This window comes from Neoroseomonas oryzicola (assembly GCF_012163135.1).
GTDB classification, from domain to species: domain Bacteria; phylum Pseudomonadota; class Alphaproteobacteria; order Acetobacterales; family Acetobacteraceae; genus Neoroseomonas; species Neoroseomonas oryzicola.
This window is the reverse complement of sequence record NZ_JAAVUP010000001.1, coordinates 367,512-381,996: the sequence shown is the minus strand read 5'-3', so window position 1 is coordinate 381,996 and position 14,485 is coordinate 367,512. Positions and strand designations below refer to the sequence as shown.

At 69.5% G+C, this 14,485-nt stretch carries 13 protein-coding genes; 3 read left to right on the top strand and 10 right to left on the bottom strand.

The features are described from left to right. Nucleotides 1–73 precede the first annotated feature (73 nt). Nucleotides 74–1,012, bottom strand: a complete 939-nt coding sequence (locus GWK15_RS01845; protein WP_168038496.1) for a hypothetical protein — start codon at nt 1,010–1,012, stop codon at nt 74–76. 158 nt (nt 1,013–1,170) lie between these two features. Here GWK15_RS01845 and rfbC point away from each other — a divergent pair, with 158 nt between their 5' ends. Further along, nucleotides 1,171–1,701: a dTDP-4-dehydrorhamnose 3,5-epimerase gene (gene rfbC, locus GWK15_RS01840; RefSeq protein WP_168038494.1), complete on the top strand. Its 531-nt coding sequence runs from the start codon at nt 1,171–1,173 to the stop codon at nt 1,699–1,701. Here the strand turns inward: rfbC and GWK15_RS01835 are convergent. The 7 genes from GWK15_RS01835 to GWK15_RS01805 are packed head-to-tail and all read right to left on the bottom strand — an operon-like array spanning nt 1,691 to nt 10,242. Then, entirely contained in the window at nt 1,691–2,761 is a 1,071-nt protein-coding gene (locus tag GWK15_RS01835; RefSeq protein WP_168038492.1) for a glycosyltransferase, read from the bottom strand. The two genes, rfbC and GWK15_RS01835, sit on opposite strands and share 11 nt — an antisense overlap. 59 nt (nt 2,762–2,820) lie before the next feature. After that, nucleotides 2,821–4,281, bottom strand: coding sequence for an oligosaccharide flippase family protein (locus tag GWK15_RS01830; protein WP_168038490.1), 1,461 nt, complete (start codon nt 4,279–4,281; stop codon nt 2,821–2,823). A 34-nt stretch (nt 4,282–4,315) separates the two neighbouring features. Then, on the bottom strand, nt 4,316–5,332 hold the full coding sequence (locus tag GWK15_RS01825) for a glycosyltransferase (RefSeq protein ID WP_168038488.1): 1,017 nt from the start codon (nt 5,330–5,332) through the stop codon (nt 4,316–4,318). Beyond that, the gene (locus tag GWK15_RS01820; RefSeq protein WP_168038486.1) at nt 5,329–6,591 is read right to left on the bottom strand and encodes a polysaccharide pyruvyl transferase family protein; all 1,263 of its coding nucleotides are present in this window, start codon (nt 6,589–6,591) and stop codon (nt 5,329–5,331) included. Before GWK15_RS01820 ends, GWK15_RS01825 begins: the two co-directional genes overlap by 4 nt. Further along, entirely contained in the window at nt 6,581–7,939 is a 1,359-nt protein-coding gene (locus GWK15_RS01815; RefSeq protein ID WP_168038484.1) for an apiosidase-like domain-containing protein, read from the bottom strand. The genes GWK15_RS01820 and GWK15_RS01815 overlap by 11 nt, the downstream gene beginning before the upstream one ends. After that, on the bottom strand, nt 7,936–9,285 hold the full coding sequence (locus tag GWK15_RS01810) for a glutamate-1-semialdehyde 2,1-aminomutase (RefSeq protein ID WP_168038482.1): 1,350 nt from the start codon (nt 9,283–9,285) through the stop codon (nt 7,936–7,938). The genes GWK15_RS01815 and GWK15_RS01810 overlap by 4 nt, the downstream gene beginning before the upstream one ends. A 12-nt stretch (nt 9,286–9,297) precedes the next feature. Further along, nucleotides 9,298–10,242 carry a hypothetical protein gene (locus GWK15_RS01805; protein ID WP_168038480.1) on the bottom strand — a complete coding sequence of 315 codons (945 nt, stop codon included), beginning with the start codon at nt 10,240–10,242 and terminating at the stop codon, nt 9,298–9,300. A gap of 311 nt (nt 10,243–10,553) precedes the next feature. Between GWK15_RS01805 and GWK15_RS01800 the strand changes: the two genes are divergently transcribed. Together GWK15_RS01800 and GWK15_RS01795 are read left to right on the top strand one after the other, a co-directional pair. Then, entirely contained in the window at nt 10,554–11,609 is a 1,056-nt protein-coding gene (locus GWK15_RS01800; RefSeq protein WP_168038478.1) for an NAD-dependent epimerase/dehydratase family protein, read from the top strand. A gap of 9 nt (nt 11,610–11,618) precedes the next feature. Then, nucleotides 11,619–12,929 (top strand): DUF4910 domain-containing protein, encoded by a 1,311-nt coding sequence (locus GWK15_RS01795; RefSeq protein WP_168038476.1) that lies wholly within the window; start codon nt 11,619–11,621, stop codon nt 12,927–12,929. A 3-nt stretch (nt 12,930–12,932) separates the two neighbouring features. On the opposite strand, the gene GWK15_RS01790 is transcribed toward GWK15_RS01795, so the two are convergent. Continuing rightward, the gene (locus GWK15_RS01790) at nt 12,933–13,658 is read right to left on the bottom strand and encodes a sugar transferase (protein ID WP_168038474.1); all 726 of its coding nucleotides are present in this window, start codon (nt 13,656–13,658) and stop codon (nt 12,933–12,935) included. 116 nt (nt 13,659–13,774) lie between these two features. Next, the gene (locus tag GWK15_RS01785) at nt 13,775–14,344 is read right to left on the bottom strand and encodes a polysaccharide biosynthesis/export family protein (RefSeq protein ID WP_338147171.1); all 570 of its coding nucleotides are present in this window, start codon (nt 14,342–14,344) and stop codon (nt 13,775–13,777) included. Nucleotides 14,345–14,485: the final 141 nt, after the last annotated feature.

Here is a 14,485-nt window from a genome sequence, read left to right as displayed (position 1 = left end):
TCATCTGACCGGAAGCGCGCGACGGATGCGCGCCCGCTGGGCCAAAACTTCTCGGGCTTTCCGGCTCCGGAGGTCACGACGCCGCGGCTGCCTCGACGAGCGCGGGGCGGTAGCGCAGCACCTGGCCGCGCCGCGCCGTGTCGTCGTCATGCAGCAGGATCACGTCCTCAGGCACCGGGCTGAGATCGGAGGCGCGCAGGTAGTCGCGCATCGTCGTGCCGGTGCAGCGGGAATCGACATTGGGCGCGCCGCGGTTCATTGCCGCGTCGCCGAGATCGACCGTGCGGAAGTCGATGCTGTAGCGCGCGACGCCGGTGCTGTTCGGCACGGTTTCGTGCAGCTGCGCGCCGGCGAAGAGGATGATGCCCCCCGGCGGCGGCAGGTAGCACAGGCTCGGACCCTCGAGAGCCTGCTGCGGCTTCGGCTGTTCCCGCGTGTCGGACTTCACGTGCTGCGCGGCAGAAGCGCGGCTGCGCGTGTTCCAGTCGTAGTAGTTGTAGATCTCGGAGTTGTTGGCGACCGGCTTGTCGAAGTACTGCGGGTAGAAGGCCATCGCGTTGCCGGCTTCGATCGGGAAGACCGGCATCCACCAGTTCAACTGGCACATCGGCGCCGAGTACCAGGTGTCGCGATGCGGGTGGAACGCATAGGCGATGCCGGACGACAGGAAATCCGACGGATAGGCCGATCGCAGCCGTGGCACGTCGAAATACAGGCTGTCGAGGTCCACGCCATGCTCGGCCATGAGCGCCGGGATCAGGCGCTTGCAGTCCGGGTGATGGATGAAGCGCGGCTTCAGCGTCCCGAGGACCGACGCCACCTCCTCGGCCGACAGGTGCTCGTGGATCGTACGCGGGTCATGCGGCGCGAAGGCGCTGGCGAGCATGTCCTGCGCGAGGCTGACCATCGCGCTGCTCGCCCGCGTGGGCGAGAGGATGATGATGTCGCCGGCGTAGAGCGCCTCCCGCCGTTCGGCATCCGTCATCGCGGGATCGAAGTGGACGGTGGCCATGACAGTTCTCTCCCCGGCCCGCGGAATGCGGTGTCGGAGCCAGAGTGTCCCGCGACGGGTGCGCGACGCTGCGCGCCCCGTCGAAAACTTTTCGGACGTCCGACGTGATGCGGCCCGCAGTCTCCCTAGTCTCGGCCGCCGAAACCGGAGGCTTCGGCATGCGCTTCTTCCCGGCCGGCATCGCCGGCATCTTCATGATCGAGCCCGAGCCGATCCGCGACGACCGCGGCTTCTTCGCGCGCACCTTCTGCATCCGGGAATTCGCGGCGCATGGCCTGGAGACGCAGTTCGTCCAGCACAGCCTGTCCTACAACGCGGCGCGCGGGACCCTGCGCGGAATGCACTTCCAGCGGGAGCCGCATGGCGAGGTGAAGGTCGTCACCTGCGTCAAGGGCGCGATCCGCGACGTGCTGCTCGACCTGCGGGAAGGATCCCCGACGCTGGGGCGGTGGGAGGCCTTCGACCTGACGGCCGAGAACCGGCGATCGCTCTATATCCCGAAGGGCATCGCCCACGGCTTCCAGACGCTGGAGCCTGAGACCGAGGTCTTCTACCTCATCTCCGCCTTCCACGAACCGCAGGCGTCCGCGGGCGTGCGGCATGACGACCCGGCCTTCGGCATCGACTGGCCGCTGCCCGTGTCGGTGATGTCCGAGAAGGATCGCGCCTGGCCGGACTTCAACGGCTGACCTGTAGCCCGCCCTCGCTCAGGAGGAGCCGGCGCCATGCGGCCGCGAAGGCTTCGCGGGACAAGCGGGCGGCATGGTCACGGGCCAGGGCGACGCGCGATGCGCGATCCTCTGGCGGCAGCGTCGTCAGGTGACGGAGGCCATCGGCGATCGCCTCGACCGACAGCGGATCGGCGTGCAGCGCGCCCTCGCCCACCGCCTCACGTTGCGCGCCGCCATCGCCGACGAGGGAGACCAGCCCGCGCTGCGCCGCCTCCAGCGCTGGAATGCCGAAGCCTTCCAGCAGGCTGACAAGAACGAAACCGCCTGCGTTGCGGTAGAGCCACTGCAATTCGGCATCGCTCACGTAGCCGAGCTGGACAACACCCTGGGTGCGGCGCGCGCGCGCCGTGATCTCGTCCGCCGCATTGCCGCGCGGGCCGCAGAAGACATACGTCCAGCCCTGCGCGGCAAGCCCGCTGCGCTCGAAGGCCTCCATCGTGCGAAGGTAGTTCTTGCGGCGTTCCAGCGCGCCGACGGTCAGCAGGAAGGGACCGGTGACGCCCACGGGTTGCGTTCCCTCCCCCTCCGCGGTCATGGCGCGGACGAACAACGGGATGACCTCGAGATAGCGGTAGTCGGTGCCGTAGACGGCGACGAAGGCATCGCGCGATGCCTCGCTCACGAAGACCATCCCGGGCCGTCCCTGGCGGATCAGGTCGTAGGCTTCGCGGTAGGTCGCTTCCGTGTCAGGGCCGAAGAGGTCGGGGTGCGTGACCGGACCCATGTCGTGGCACAGCACGATATCCTCGCGGCGCGGAATCGATCCCATCACATAGAGCGGGTCCATGTAGAGAAAGCGCTCGTCCGTGCGTCGCCGGCCCGGCAGCAGGGCCCGGATGGCCGGATGCGCGATCTCGGCCAGCATGAGCCGCGCGAGGATCCTCCGGACGTTGCGGCTGTCGGGCAAGGCGCCTCGCAGGCGCCAGTGGATCGTCCCGGCCAGCAGATCCCCGCAGGTCTCGGTGATCTCGCGGCAGACATGGTAGGCGCCGGTGCGGTTGAGCAGCGCGAGCGACATGTCCGCGACGATGCCGCCGCCTGCGGGCGCGGCCGGGATGTGGTGGCGCGAGATCTGGTTCACGATCCGACCCTCAGCCGGGGTTGGGCCCAGCGCCAGGCCAGGAGTGCGATGCTGCGCAGCTCCGGGCAGAGCCTGTGGCCGGATGCGACGACGGCGGCGGCCCAGCCGGCACCCGCGGTGAGGATGACCGCGGTGGCGGCACCGAGCGGCAGGTCGAAGCGGAAGCCGTTCGCCGCGAGGACGGCCAGCGGACCGACGGCGCTGCCGAGCGCGACCAGGGCGCTCCGGCTCAATGCGCCGGCGATCTCCGCCAGGCGGAGGCCGAGCTCGCGCCGGATGATCATGTAGCCGACCACCGTGTTGAGCGGGATGAGTGCGAGATAGGCGCCTGCGACCGCGAGCGCGCCGAACGGCGCCATGGCGAAGATCACGGGCGTGTAGAGGCAAGCCGGGATTGCCGCCGAAAGCAGTAGGCGGCCGGTCGCGCGCGCCGAGAGGAGCAGCGGGTAGACCATCAGCTCGAGCGGCGCGAACAGCCGTGCGATCGCGAGCAGCTGCACCAGCGGCACGACCTCAAGCCAGCGCGGGCCCAGCAGCAGCAGCACCAGCGGGTGCGCAAGGCAGGCCACGAGCAGGAAGGCCGGCCATTGCAGCGCGCTGATGATGGCGATGGATTCGAGGACGGCGGCCTTCAGCTCGCGCCCGTCGCGTCGCTGCGCGGCCAGCGCCGGCAGCGCGACCTGGCTGACGACGACGAACAGCAGCTTGCCCGGGAGTTCTACGATCGTCTGTGCGCGGCTGTAGGTGCCTGCCGCGGCGGGCTGCGCCAGGGCGCCGAAGGCGATCTGCGGGAGGGAGTCCGTGTATCGCCAGATCAGCCCCCAGAGCCCCGAGCTACCCCCGAGAAGCATGACCTTCCGCCACTCGCTGATCGCGAGGCCGAGCATCCGCCGGTAGGGACTGAGCGCCCAGGCCGCCGCCACCGCGGCGAGGTTGCCGGCGAGCAATGCCCAGGCGAAGGAAACCTCCTCGAAGCCCACCAGGGCGAGTCCGACGACAACGATCGCGTTGCAGGCGCCGCTCGCGATGTTCACCAGGGCCACGCGGTCGAAGGCCAGGTCGCGCCGCATGAGGGCGACGAGCGGCCTTTCGAAGGGGCCGAGCAGCAGGGCGGCGGCGACGATCCGGAAGAAGGGATACATGTCGTCGTTGCCGATCACATGCGCCAGCGTCGGCGCCGCCAGGAAGAGCGCCACCGCGAAGACGACCGAGATCGCGGCCATGACCGTGAACGCCGATCGCACCGCCGGCACGGAGGCATCCGGCTGCTGGACCAGGTAGGCCGTCGGCACGTCCCGGATGATCTCGATCAGCGCATAGGCGGTCAGGCCCAGCACGGCCATGCCGACCTCGGCCGGGCCGAGGATGCGCCCCGTCGCCGCGAAGACGGCGAGCGAGATCATCATGGCCGCGTAGCGGTCCACCGCCGACAATGCGAGAGCGCGCCTGACCGCCATGCCTATGCCCCGATGCGTGCGGGAAGGCCTGCCGTCACGACAGGGCATCTCGGGCCAGCGCCGCGCCGCCCGGAGCGACGGCCGGACGCGGCAGGAACTGGCGCATCAACCGATCGATCCGGCCGCCGCGGCGGAACGCCCGCCCGAGCGGGGGCCGCCAGAAGACGGAAGGATCGACAGAGGCGGCGAAGGAGAGCAGGTCCATGCATTCCCGCCGGCGCCCTCCGGCCAGGGCCGAGCCCGCCCAGAGCAGCGCCGTGGCCGCGAAGTTGCGGTCGGACAGGGCGCGCAGTTCCACGGCATCCGGCCGCCGCCGCGCATCGATCGCGAGGAAGCTCCGGAAGGCCTCCAGCCGATGCTCGAGATCCTCGCGCCGCGAACCGTTGTAGAGGTTGGACATGTTGCATCCATGGATGCGGCGGATGCCCTGGACGGCGTCTGTGGACGCGACACCCCCGAGATTCGCGAGGCGCAGCATCATCTCGTGGTCGTCGTAGTAGCGCAGCGTCTCGCGGTAATGGCCCGCCCGCTTCTGGATGTCAGTGCGCACGAGGACCATGCCCATGCTGTGATTGGCCATGGGGTCGAGGCAGCGGCGCCGGAGATAGCCGGTGCCGTCCTCATGGCTCCAGCCGAGGTGCTCCTGCGTCGGGAGGCGCGGCGGCTCGGCGTCGGCGGCGTTCCACTCGACCTCGGCGCCATAGGCGAAGGCGGCGCCAGGGTGCCGGTCGAGAATCTCCGCCGCGCGCCGCAGCGACCCCGGCGCGAGCAGGTCGTCGGCACACAGGATCATCATGTAGGTCCCGCTCGCCCAATCCACGCCGGTGTTGAAGGAGGCGTGCGGCCCGAGATTGGCCGGGCGTGCGAGGACGGAAACGCGGGAGTCTCGCGCGGCGATCCGGCGCGCGACCTCGACGCTGTCGTCCGTCGATGCGTTGTCGATGACGTGGACGCGGATGTCGTCGACGTCCTGCGACAGCACGCTCTCGATGCAGGCCGGCAGGTAGCGCGCGTAGTTGAAGGACGGGATCGCGACGTCGATGCGGCTCATTGATGGGCCTCCTGGCTGAGGATGGCGTCCGCCTCGGCTGCGTGCGCGCCGGTGGCGCCCAGCAATCCGGCGATCTCGCGCCCCTGCCGGGCGAGCGCAGCGCGGTAGGCTGTCACGCGTCCGCGGAGATCCCCGGCGATCCGGTCCCGCTGCGCGCCGAGGGACGCGACGCGCGCGGCGAGCCATGCAGGGTCGAAGGTCTCGACATGGGCGGTGAAGTCGCCAAGACCCATGTCGGCCAGCAGCACGTCGTTCTTGCTGCCGTAGCTCAGCGAGACCACGGGGGTCCCGACCATCAGGGCGGCGACGACGTTGTGGAACCGTGTGGCGACGGCGAGCTCGGCGCTTGCCATCTGACGCATGACGCCCGCGATGTCGCGCACGGGTTCATACAGCAGGCGCGCGGCGAGCAGGTCGCCCGATCGCGCGGCGACCGCCGCGCGGAGGACGGCAACGGCTTCCTCATCCGCCGTTTCCCCGATCACGAGCCGTATGCTGCGGCCCGAGGCGAGGTACGCCGCGGCGAAGGTCGCCAGCCTGTCGATGTAGACCTGGAAGGTGCCGCCGTCGGTATTGGTCCAGCCGCGGTAGCGCATGACGCCCAGGGCGAGGTCCGCGCGCGGTCCTGCCGGCGCCTGAGGCACCGGCAGGGCGAAGGCGAGGTCCGGGAAGATTTCGCTGCGCAAGCCGGTCCCGCCGGCATGGCGGATGACGAAGTCGCGCGAAGGGGCGTCACGGAAGGACAGGAAGTTCGACAGCCGCGCCGCGGACATCATGAAGAACCGGCTGACACGCCCATGGATCGGGCCGGCGCCGATGCTCGCCATCGCCACGCGGCAGCCGGCCAGCCGTGCCGCCGCCACCCATTTCAGCACGATGTAGGGAACGCCGCCGGCCCTTTCCCCGAAGTCGTCGAGCATGCCGGTTCCCGGCACCAGCAGCATGTCGAAGCCGCGCATGATCCGCGCGGCGCGGACGGGCCCGGTCATCCTGTAGGGAAGGCGGAACAGGGCTTCGTTGGCCTGTCGCACCCACCCCTCCCGCAGGGGCGGCCGCAGCCAGCCGATCGCCGGCAGGCCGAACCGCTCCGACACGATGTCGGGACGGCTGCAGATCACCGCCAGATCGGCATCCGGCGCGACCTGGCGCAGGGTCAGGATCATCGCCTCGAGCGAGGCATCGTTGCCGATGTTGCCCATGCCGAACTGGCCGAACAGCGCGACGCGCGGGCGGCGCGGGAGGAGGGTGTCAGCTGCCACGGACCCGCACCTCCAGCACCCAGTCCGCGAAGCCGCTCGCGTTGGCGCCCGGCGAGGTCAGTCGCCAGCGGCGACCCCGAGCCGGTTCGACCTCCGGCGCGATGAGGACGTTTCCTACGGACGGATCGATCCAGCGCACGGCCACGTCAGCGCTGCGCAGCGCCGACAGGTCCACGGTGACGGAGTGACCGCTCGCGACGTAGCCGACGGCGCAGGAGCCGTCGCGTGCGATGGCGGCAACGGAGCGCTCATGCCCCTCCCCCCGCGACCCGATGAGAAAACGCTCCTCGGTATCGGGCTGCAACGTGGTCCAGGGCAGATCCTCCATGATCCGCCGCAATTGCGTCATGCTCTGTGCGCCACGGCTGCCGAGCGCAGCCTGCCAGCGCATCGGCCGCGGATGGATCGGCGACGTGCCGTAGTGCCAGATCGGGCTGTTTCCGAAGACGTGGCCACAGGCCCCATTGAGCAGCGCCTGGTAGGCCTGCGACCGGATGCGCTGTTCCGAGGCGTGGTGTTCGTTCTCGTAGGCGGATTCGATCATCATGAAGGGCATGCGGTCTCGCCGCTGGTCCTGGCGACGCGCCATCGGATCGACCGGCCGGTAGGTGTAGACGTTGTTGACGTTGAGCCACGCCGCCCCGCGGAAGAGGTCCGCCGGCGCTGTCTCCGGCGCGCAATGCGCGGTATGCAGGGCGCCAGGGTCGGCCGCGGCGATTTCCTCGGCAACGGCCAGCACGACGCTGCGGTCCGGCGGATTGTAGTCGCCGGCATGCACCCAGAGGATATTGTCGAAGCCGCGGTAGCGCCGCCCGACATAGGCGCCGTACCGGCGCAGCGCGGCATTGCCGGCCGCCAGCATCGGCTGGTACCAGCCGTCCTCGCCGCCATCGCCGCCGATATAGGCCGGCGCCAGCAGGACAAGGAAACCAAGTTCGCGGGCGCGCCGCAGGATGCGGTCCGCGTAGGCGAAATAGGCTTCGTTCGGCGTGGTGAAGTCGTTGGCGCGCGTGAACGGCGCATCGCCGCGGATGTTCGCGGGTGCCCGGGACGCGTAGCGGTGCTCGATGAGGTTGACCAGCAGCGTGTTGAACCCTCGCGCCTGCCGATCCCGCAGGTAGAGCTCCGCCTCCTCCGGGTTCAGCTGCGCGATCAGCGACCAGGCGGTATCCCCATGGAGCAGGAAAGGCTGCCCCGCGCTGTCCTCGAGGTACCTTCCGCCCTGCGCGATCCGGAGAGGAAAGCGGGGCGAGGCGCGCCCCTGCTGCGCATCGGCTGCAGCGCCGGACGCGGCGGCGGCGACGGCCCCGCCAATGACAACCCGCCTTCCGATCGCGCTGCCCCTCATGCGATGTGCGCCGGCTCCGCGGCGTTGTATCGCCGGTAGACGACCTGTGACGGACGCCCCACCAGGTAGCGGTCGACCCCGTCCTGCAGCGCACGCGCATAAACGCCGAGCGCGCCGTCGATCGCATCGACCGTCCGCGCGATATCCTCGTCCAGATGCGCGTAGCTGACGACCAGCGAAGGCATCAGCACGCCGCGCCGGATCGTCTCCTGCAGCAGCAGGGAGCGGAATTCCTGGGAAGGCCGCCCCTCGCCGTCCTGCGTCGCATAGGTCAGGCACGAACTGCGTCCGACGATCCGGACGTGATCCTGCAAGCCGTGCCGCTGGATCGCCTGCTCCGCCTGAGCCCGCAGTGAGGCGCCTTGGCGATGCAGGTGCTCGATCACCGGTTCGCGCCGGTAGATCTGCATGTTCGCGATGGCCGCCGCCATGGCGTGCGTCTCCGCGCCATGGGTCGTCGAGAGCAGGAAGACGCGCGGCCGTTCGGTCTGCTCGAGGCCACCCAGGCTCATGATCTCGCGCTTGCCGGCCAGGGCCGATAGCGAGAAGCCGTTGGCGAGCGCCTTGCCGAAGGTGCTGAGGTCGGGTTCGACGCCATAGAGTTGCTGCGCGCCGTTCAGGTGCCAGCGGAAGCCTGTGATCATCTCGTCGAGCACGAGCAGCGCGCCGTTCTCGGTGCAGAGTCGGCGTACCTCGTGCAGGAAGCCGCCCGCCGGATCCTCCCCGCGCGAGGGCTCGAGGATCAGGGCGGCGATCTGGCCGGGATGCTCCTCGAACAGGCGGCGCACGCTGCCGATGTCGTTGTACCGGAAGCCGAGCGTCAGCCGCTTGACCGCCTCGGGGATGCCGGCGTCGACCGGCGTCGTGCCGATGAACCAGTCGTCGGTGGAGAAGAACGGATGGTCGCTGCAGATCGCGATCAGGTCCCGCCCCGTCCAAGCGCGCGCGAGGCGCATCGCGCCGGAGGTCGCGTCGGATCCATCCTTGCAGAACTTCACCATCTCGGCGCCGTCGATCAGTTCGAGGAACTGCTCGGCGCACTCGACCTCGATCGCCGCGGGCCGGGTGAAGTTCGTGCCGTGCGTCATGCATTCGCGCGCGGCGGCCACCACCTCGGGCCAGGCGTGGCCGAGGCCGACGGCGCGGTTGCCCATGCCGAACTCGATGTACTCGTTGCCGTCCACGTCCCAGACGCGGCAGCCTGACCCGCGTGCGATGAAGCCGGGCGAGAGCACCGGATACTGGTCGTCGCCCTTGGCATAGGTGTGGCAGCCGCCGGGGATCAGGCGGTGCGCCACGCCGCGGAGGCGCTCAGAGGTCGCGAAGCCGCGCTGCTGGATCAGCATCCTGCTCCTCCTTCAGCCGGCCCAGCCGGGCATGCGATGGGCCAGGAACGGACGGCGGCGCATCGGGCGGGGATCGCCCGTGCGCGGCGGTTCCGCCACGGTCGGCAGGACCTCGGCAACCAGCGCCTCGAAGGCCTCCATTCCGGCATGGATGCGGCGACGGCCCTGCTGGCTCAGCGACAGCATCCGCCGGTCGCGTTGCAGCCAGTCCCGCTCCTCAGCGCGGCGGAGCAGATTGCGGATCGTGACGCAGGTCACATGCAGCCGGTCGGCCTCGCGACGGATAAGGTCGGTGGTCGCGAGCGGGCTGTGCAGGTGCAGGTCCAGCATCGCCAGCATGAAGCTGAGGCTGCCGACGCCGCGGTCGCCCAGGTCAAGCCCGCCGAGGAAGCGAAGCACGGCATCGATGAAGAGGAGCTGCTGCGCGCGCCGCTCCCGTCCCGCCCGCGCCAGGCTGACCGGCGTGCGCTCCAGCAGCGCCGGCGCATCGGCGTGGAAATCGTCGACCAGCCTTTCGAACAGCGCGATGGCGCGCTCGCTCGGCTCGAAGATGTACTGCCGCGCGTCGCGCGGGTCCCGCTGTCGGCGGAAGTCGCCGGTCGCATGGGCCATCTCCAGCAGCTGCGACAGGCGCGCGAGGGAGAGCTGCGTCCGCATCGCGACGAGCGCGAAGGGAAACCGCCCCGACGTGCCGCGCATCCAGGCCGATTCACGCATCAGGTAGAGAAAGAGATAGAAGCGGCGCAGGTCCGACAGCCAGAACCGCTCCATCGCGGACTGGCGCAGGAAGCTCGCGACGAAGGCGCCCTCACGGAAGCTCCGGAAGCGTGCGTCGCGCTCGTGCGGCCGGTGCGTGGCAGCGGGGATCTGGTCGGCATCCATGCTCGACAAGGCGCGGTCGATCATCGTGCCACTCCCCTGCCCGATTGCGATGTTCGTCTGGATCTGCGTCGTCATGGCGCGAACCATCTGCGCCATGCGTCACCGCAGCACTGACATCCGTCATTGCCCGCAGGTTGAACAGCGTTGCGTCTCTGCATCCATTGACTGCGACGCGATCCCGGCCTGCGCATCGCAGGCGCAAATCGTAACGCGACGCCGGGAATCCGCCCTTTGATTCAACCAAGGGCTGCGACCAATGGTGTCGAACGCCGCATTCCGACCCCTGTGCACACTGTGATCCACATACAATTTTGTCGGTGCGGTTCGTTCTCCGCGCCCGTCCGCGGGCGCCACTGTCGGGGCCTCTCGAGCCCCGGAGTACTGCCATGAAGGTCCTGCTCACCGGTCACCTCGGCTACATCGGCACGGTGATGGCGCCGATGCTGGTCGCCGCCGGCCATGACGTCACGGGGCTCGACAGCGAGCTCTATGCACGCTGCACCTTTGCCGAAGGCGGACGTATCGCGGACCTTCCCGTCATCAGGAAGGATGTTCGCGACATCGAGGCGGACGAGCTCGCCGGCTTCGACGCCATCATCCACCTGGCTGCCCTGTCGAACGATCCGCTCGGCAACCTGGACGAGGATTGCACCTACGCGATCAACCATCGCGCCAGCGTGCGGCTTGCCGAACTCGCGAAGCGGGCCGGCGTGAAGCGCTTCCTGCTGGCTTCGTCCTGCTCCAACTACGGCAAGGCGGGCGAAGGCATGCTGGACGAGACCGGCGCGCTCAATCCGGTCACCGCCTATGGCCGTTCCAAGGTCCTCGCGGAACAGGGCATCGCCGCGCTGGCCGGCGACGGCTTCTGCCCGACCTACCTGCGGCCCGCGACGGCCTATGGCCTTTCCCCGCGCATCCGCTTCGATATCGTGCTCAACAACCTGGTCGCCTGGGCGGTGACGACCGGGCGCATCATGCTGAAGTCCGACGGCTCGCCCTGGCGGCCGATCGTGCATATCGAGGACATCTCGCGCGCCTTCATCGCCGCGCTGGAAGCGCCGGAGGAGGCCGTCTTCAATGAGGCCTTCAACGTCGGCCAGACCGCGCACAACTACCGGATCCGCGAGATCGCGCAGGTCGTCGCCGATGTCGTGCCGGGATGCGAGCTCGAGATCGCCGCCGATGCCGGACCCGACCTGCGCTCCTACCGCGTCGACTTCTCCAAGATCGCCCAGCGTCTCCCGGCCTTCCGGCCGCAATGGGACGTTCGGCGCGGTGCGGAGCAGCTCTATGCGGCCTATCGCGCCTCGGACCTCGATCTCGAATCCTTCGAGGGGCCGCGCTACCAGCGCATCGGGCATATCCGCATGCTGATGGCCGAAGGCGTCCTCGCGCCCGACCTGCGCCGGCGCGCCGAAGGCCCCGCGGCGAAGGCCGCCTAGGACGGGGCGATGAGCGCGGCCGCGCGCGAGGGTCCGCATCCGGCAGAGGAGACGGGCGCGGCATTGCACGCGCTCGTCGCCGAACTCTACCCGATCTGCCGCAGCATCACCGGGGATGGCGTCCGGCGCACTCTCGCCATCCTCGACCGCTACCTGCCGCTCACACTGCACGAGGTGCCGACCGGCACACAGGTCTTCGATTGGACCGTGCCGCGGGAGTGGCGCATCCGCGAGGCGTTCATCGAGGCCGCGGACGGCACGCGCGTCGTCGACTTCGGCGTGCACAACCTGCATGTCGTGAACTACAGCACGGCCGTGGATGCTGTCCTGCCGCTGCAGGAACTGAGACGCCACATCCACACGCTACCGGCACAGCCCGACCTGATCCCCTACCGCACCTCCTACTACGAGGATCGCTGGGGCTTCTGCATGTCGCACACGGCGCTCGCGGCGCTGCCCGAAGGCACCTATCGCGCGCGCATCGACGCCGAGCATTTCGAAGGCAGCCTCACCTATGGCGAGTGCCTGTTGCGCGGCGAGACGGAGGAGGAGGTCCTCCTCTCCGCCCATGCGTGCCATCCCTCGCTCGCGAACGACAACTGCTCGGGCATGGCCGTGCTGGCGCTTCTGGCCGCGCGCATGGCCGGCCGCCGCACACGATTGTCCTACCGCTTCGTCTTCGCCCCCGGGACCATCGGCGCCATCACTTGGCTTGCCCGCAACCAGGCGCACACCCATCGCATCCGGCACGGCCTGATCGTCGCCGGCGTGGGTGACGCCGGGGCACCGACCTACAAGCGCAGCCGTCGTGGCGATGCGCCGATCGACCGCATCATGGCCCATGTGCTGCGGCACCAGACGCCGGGCGCACGGCTCCGCGACTTCTCGCCCTACGGCTATGACGAGCGGCAATACTGCTCGCCCGGCTTCGACCTGCCCGTCGGCCTGCTCCAGCGCAGCCCCTTCGGCGAGTTTCCCGAGTATCACACCTCGGCCGACGACCTGGCCTTGGTGCGGCCGGAACAACTCGCCGGCGCCCTGGCCCTCATCGAGGCCGCGATCGAGGTCATCGAGCAGGACCGTCGTCTCCGCAACACCCTTCCCTTCTGCGAGCCGCAGCTCGGTCGGCGCGGGCTCTACGGCGCGCTGGGCGGCGATGCGAATGCGGCGAAGCGGAACATGGCGATGCTCTGGCTGCTCAACCAGTCGGACGGCACCCGCAGCCTGCTCGACATCGCCGAGCGCGCCGACATGCCCTTCGCGACGATCGCTGCCACGGCGGCGGTGCTGGAACGCGAAGGCTTGCTGGTCCCCGCCTGACCGTCAGCAGGCGCCGCGGGCGCGCAGCACCGCCCAGGGCGTGCGGCAGAGGATCGCCACGTCCAGCATCAGGGATCCCGTGCGGACATACTCGGTATCGAGCCGCACGCGCTCGCGGTAGCTGACGCCGCTGCGGCCGCTCACCTGCCACAGCCCCGTCACGCCTGGCCGGACGCGGCAGTAGAGGCTGCCCGCCTCGCCGGCGTAGTGCTCCTCGAGCTCCACGCGAACGACCGGGCGCGGGCCGACCAGGCTCATCTCGCCCCGCAGCACGTTGAACAGCTGCGGCAGCTCATCCAGCGACGATCGCCGCAGGAGGTTGCCGATCGCCGTCACGCGCGGATCGCGCGCAAGCTTCCGCTGCGCCTGCCACTCCGCGCGCGCGGCGGGATCGCGCGCGAGATGCTCCTCGAGCACGCGATCCGCGTCGCGCACCATCGTGCGGAACTTCAGGCAGGGAAACGGTACGCCGTCGCGACCGATGCGTTCATGCCGCACCAGTATCTGGCGGCCGCTGCGCAGGCGTATCAGCAGTGCGACGACCGCCATGACCGGCGCGAGTGGAACGAGCATGAGGAGCGTCAGCGCGATGTCCATGGCCCGCTTCGTGGCCTCGGATCGCTGTGCCGGCGCCGCCGCCGGGAAGGTCTCGACCAGGCCGGGCGCCGCGATCGCGAGGCCCCTGCCATCCATGTCCGCCGAGGCGGCGGTGGTGTGCATGCCGTCCATGATCTGGATGCTGCTGCGGCATGCTGTCGGGCTTCAAAGTGGCCCTGCAAAAACTCTTCACTGCACCAGGGCGACCCGTGATGGATCGCCCTCGTGCAGTGGTTGTCCGCGTCGTCTCAGAAGAAGCGCTCGAACACCGTCACCACGTCGCCGGGCTGCAGCTGCGATGCGCGGTCGGCGCGGAATTCGCGGCTGCGCCCGTCGGGATCGGCACGCGTAACCGACACGCGATCCTGCACGGCGCGATAGTTGAAGCCACCCGCCAGCGCGACGGCCGAGAGCACCGTCATGCCCGGCTGGTAGGGGAACTGGCCGCCGCGTTCGACCATGCCGAGGACGAAGATCGGGCGATAGGCTATGACCTGCACCGCGACGCCGGGATCCTGGAGCAGCTGCCGGCGCTGGAACTCGCGCCGGATCCGCGCCTCCGCCTCGGAGACGGTAAGGCCGCCGACTTGCACGGGACCAAGCAGCGGGATCGCCACCGCCCCTGAATCCGCGACGCGGACCTCGCCCGATAGGCGGTTGTCCTCGAAGACGGTGATGCGGAGCTGGTCCTCCGCGGCCAGGCGATACGGCCCGGGCGTCGTCTCGGGCAGCGGCGGCAGGTTGGTGCCGGGCCCGGCACAGGCGCCGAGCGCCATGGCTGCGACGAGGACAATGACATTGAGGAACCTGAAGGTCACGATCTGATGCCTCCCCCTTCCCGTTCGGCGGATCGCGCCGATGTGAAGGCCGAAGCATAGGACCTTCCCGAGCGCGCGCGCCACGACGCGATGCGCAACGATGTGCGATATCATCGTCAACCTCCGGATGATCACGGAAAT

Bases quoted from the DNA above. Each gene is read 5' to 3' on its own strand.
- GWK15_RS01815 (WP_168038484.1), bottom strand. From the start codon at position 7,939: ATGAGGGGCAGCGCGATCGGAAGGCGGGTTGTCATTGGCGGGGCCGTC.
- GWK15_RS01790 (WP_168038474.1), bottom strand. From the start codon at position 13,658: ATGGACGGCATGCACACCACCGCCGCCTCGGCGGACATGGATGGCAGG.
- rfbC (WP_168038494.1), top strand. From the start codon at position 1,171: ATGCGCTTCTTCCCGGCCGGCATCGCCGGCATCTTCATGATCGAGCCC.
- GWK15_RS01810 (WP_168038482.1), bottom strand. From the start codon at position 9,285: ATGCTGATCCAGCAGCGCGGCTTCGCGACCTCTGAGCGCCTCCGCGGC.
- GWK15_RS01795 (WP_168038476.1), top strand. From the start codon at position 11,619: ATGAGCGCGGCCGCGCGCGAGGGTCCGCATCCGGCAGAGGAGACGGGC.
- GWK15_RS01835 (WP_168038492.1), bottom strand. From the start codon at position 2,761: ATGTCGCTCGCGCTGCTCAACCGCACCGGCGCCTACCATGTCTGCCGC.
- GWK15_RS01845 (WP_168038496.1), bottom strand. From the start codon at position 1,012: ATGGCCACCGTCCACTTCGATCCCGCGATGACGGATGCCGAACGGCGG.
- GWK15_RS01825 (WP_168038488.1), bottom strand. From the start codon at position 5,332: ATGAGCCGCATCGACGTCGCGATCCCGTCCTTCAACTACGCGCGCTAC.
- GWK15_RS01800 (WP_168038478.1), top strand. From the start codon at position 10,554: ATGAAGGTCCTGCTCACCGGTCACCTCGGCTACATCGGCACGGTGATG.
- GWK15_RS01805 (WP_168038480.1), bottom strand. From the start codon at position 10,242: ATGACGACGCAGATCCAGACGAACATCGCAATCGGGCAGGGGAGTGGC.
- GWK15_RS01830 (WP_168038490.1), bottom strand. From the start codon at position 4,281: ATGGCGGTCAGGCGCGCTCTCGCATTGTCGGCGGTGGACCGCTACGCG.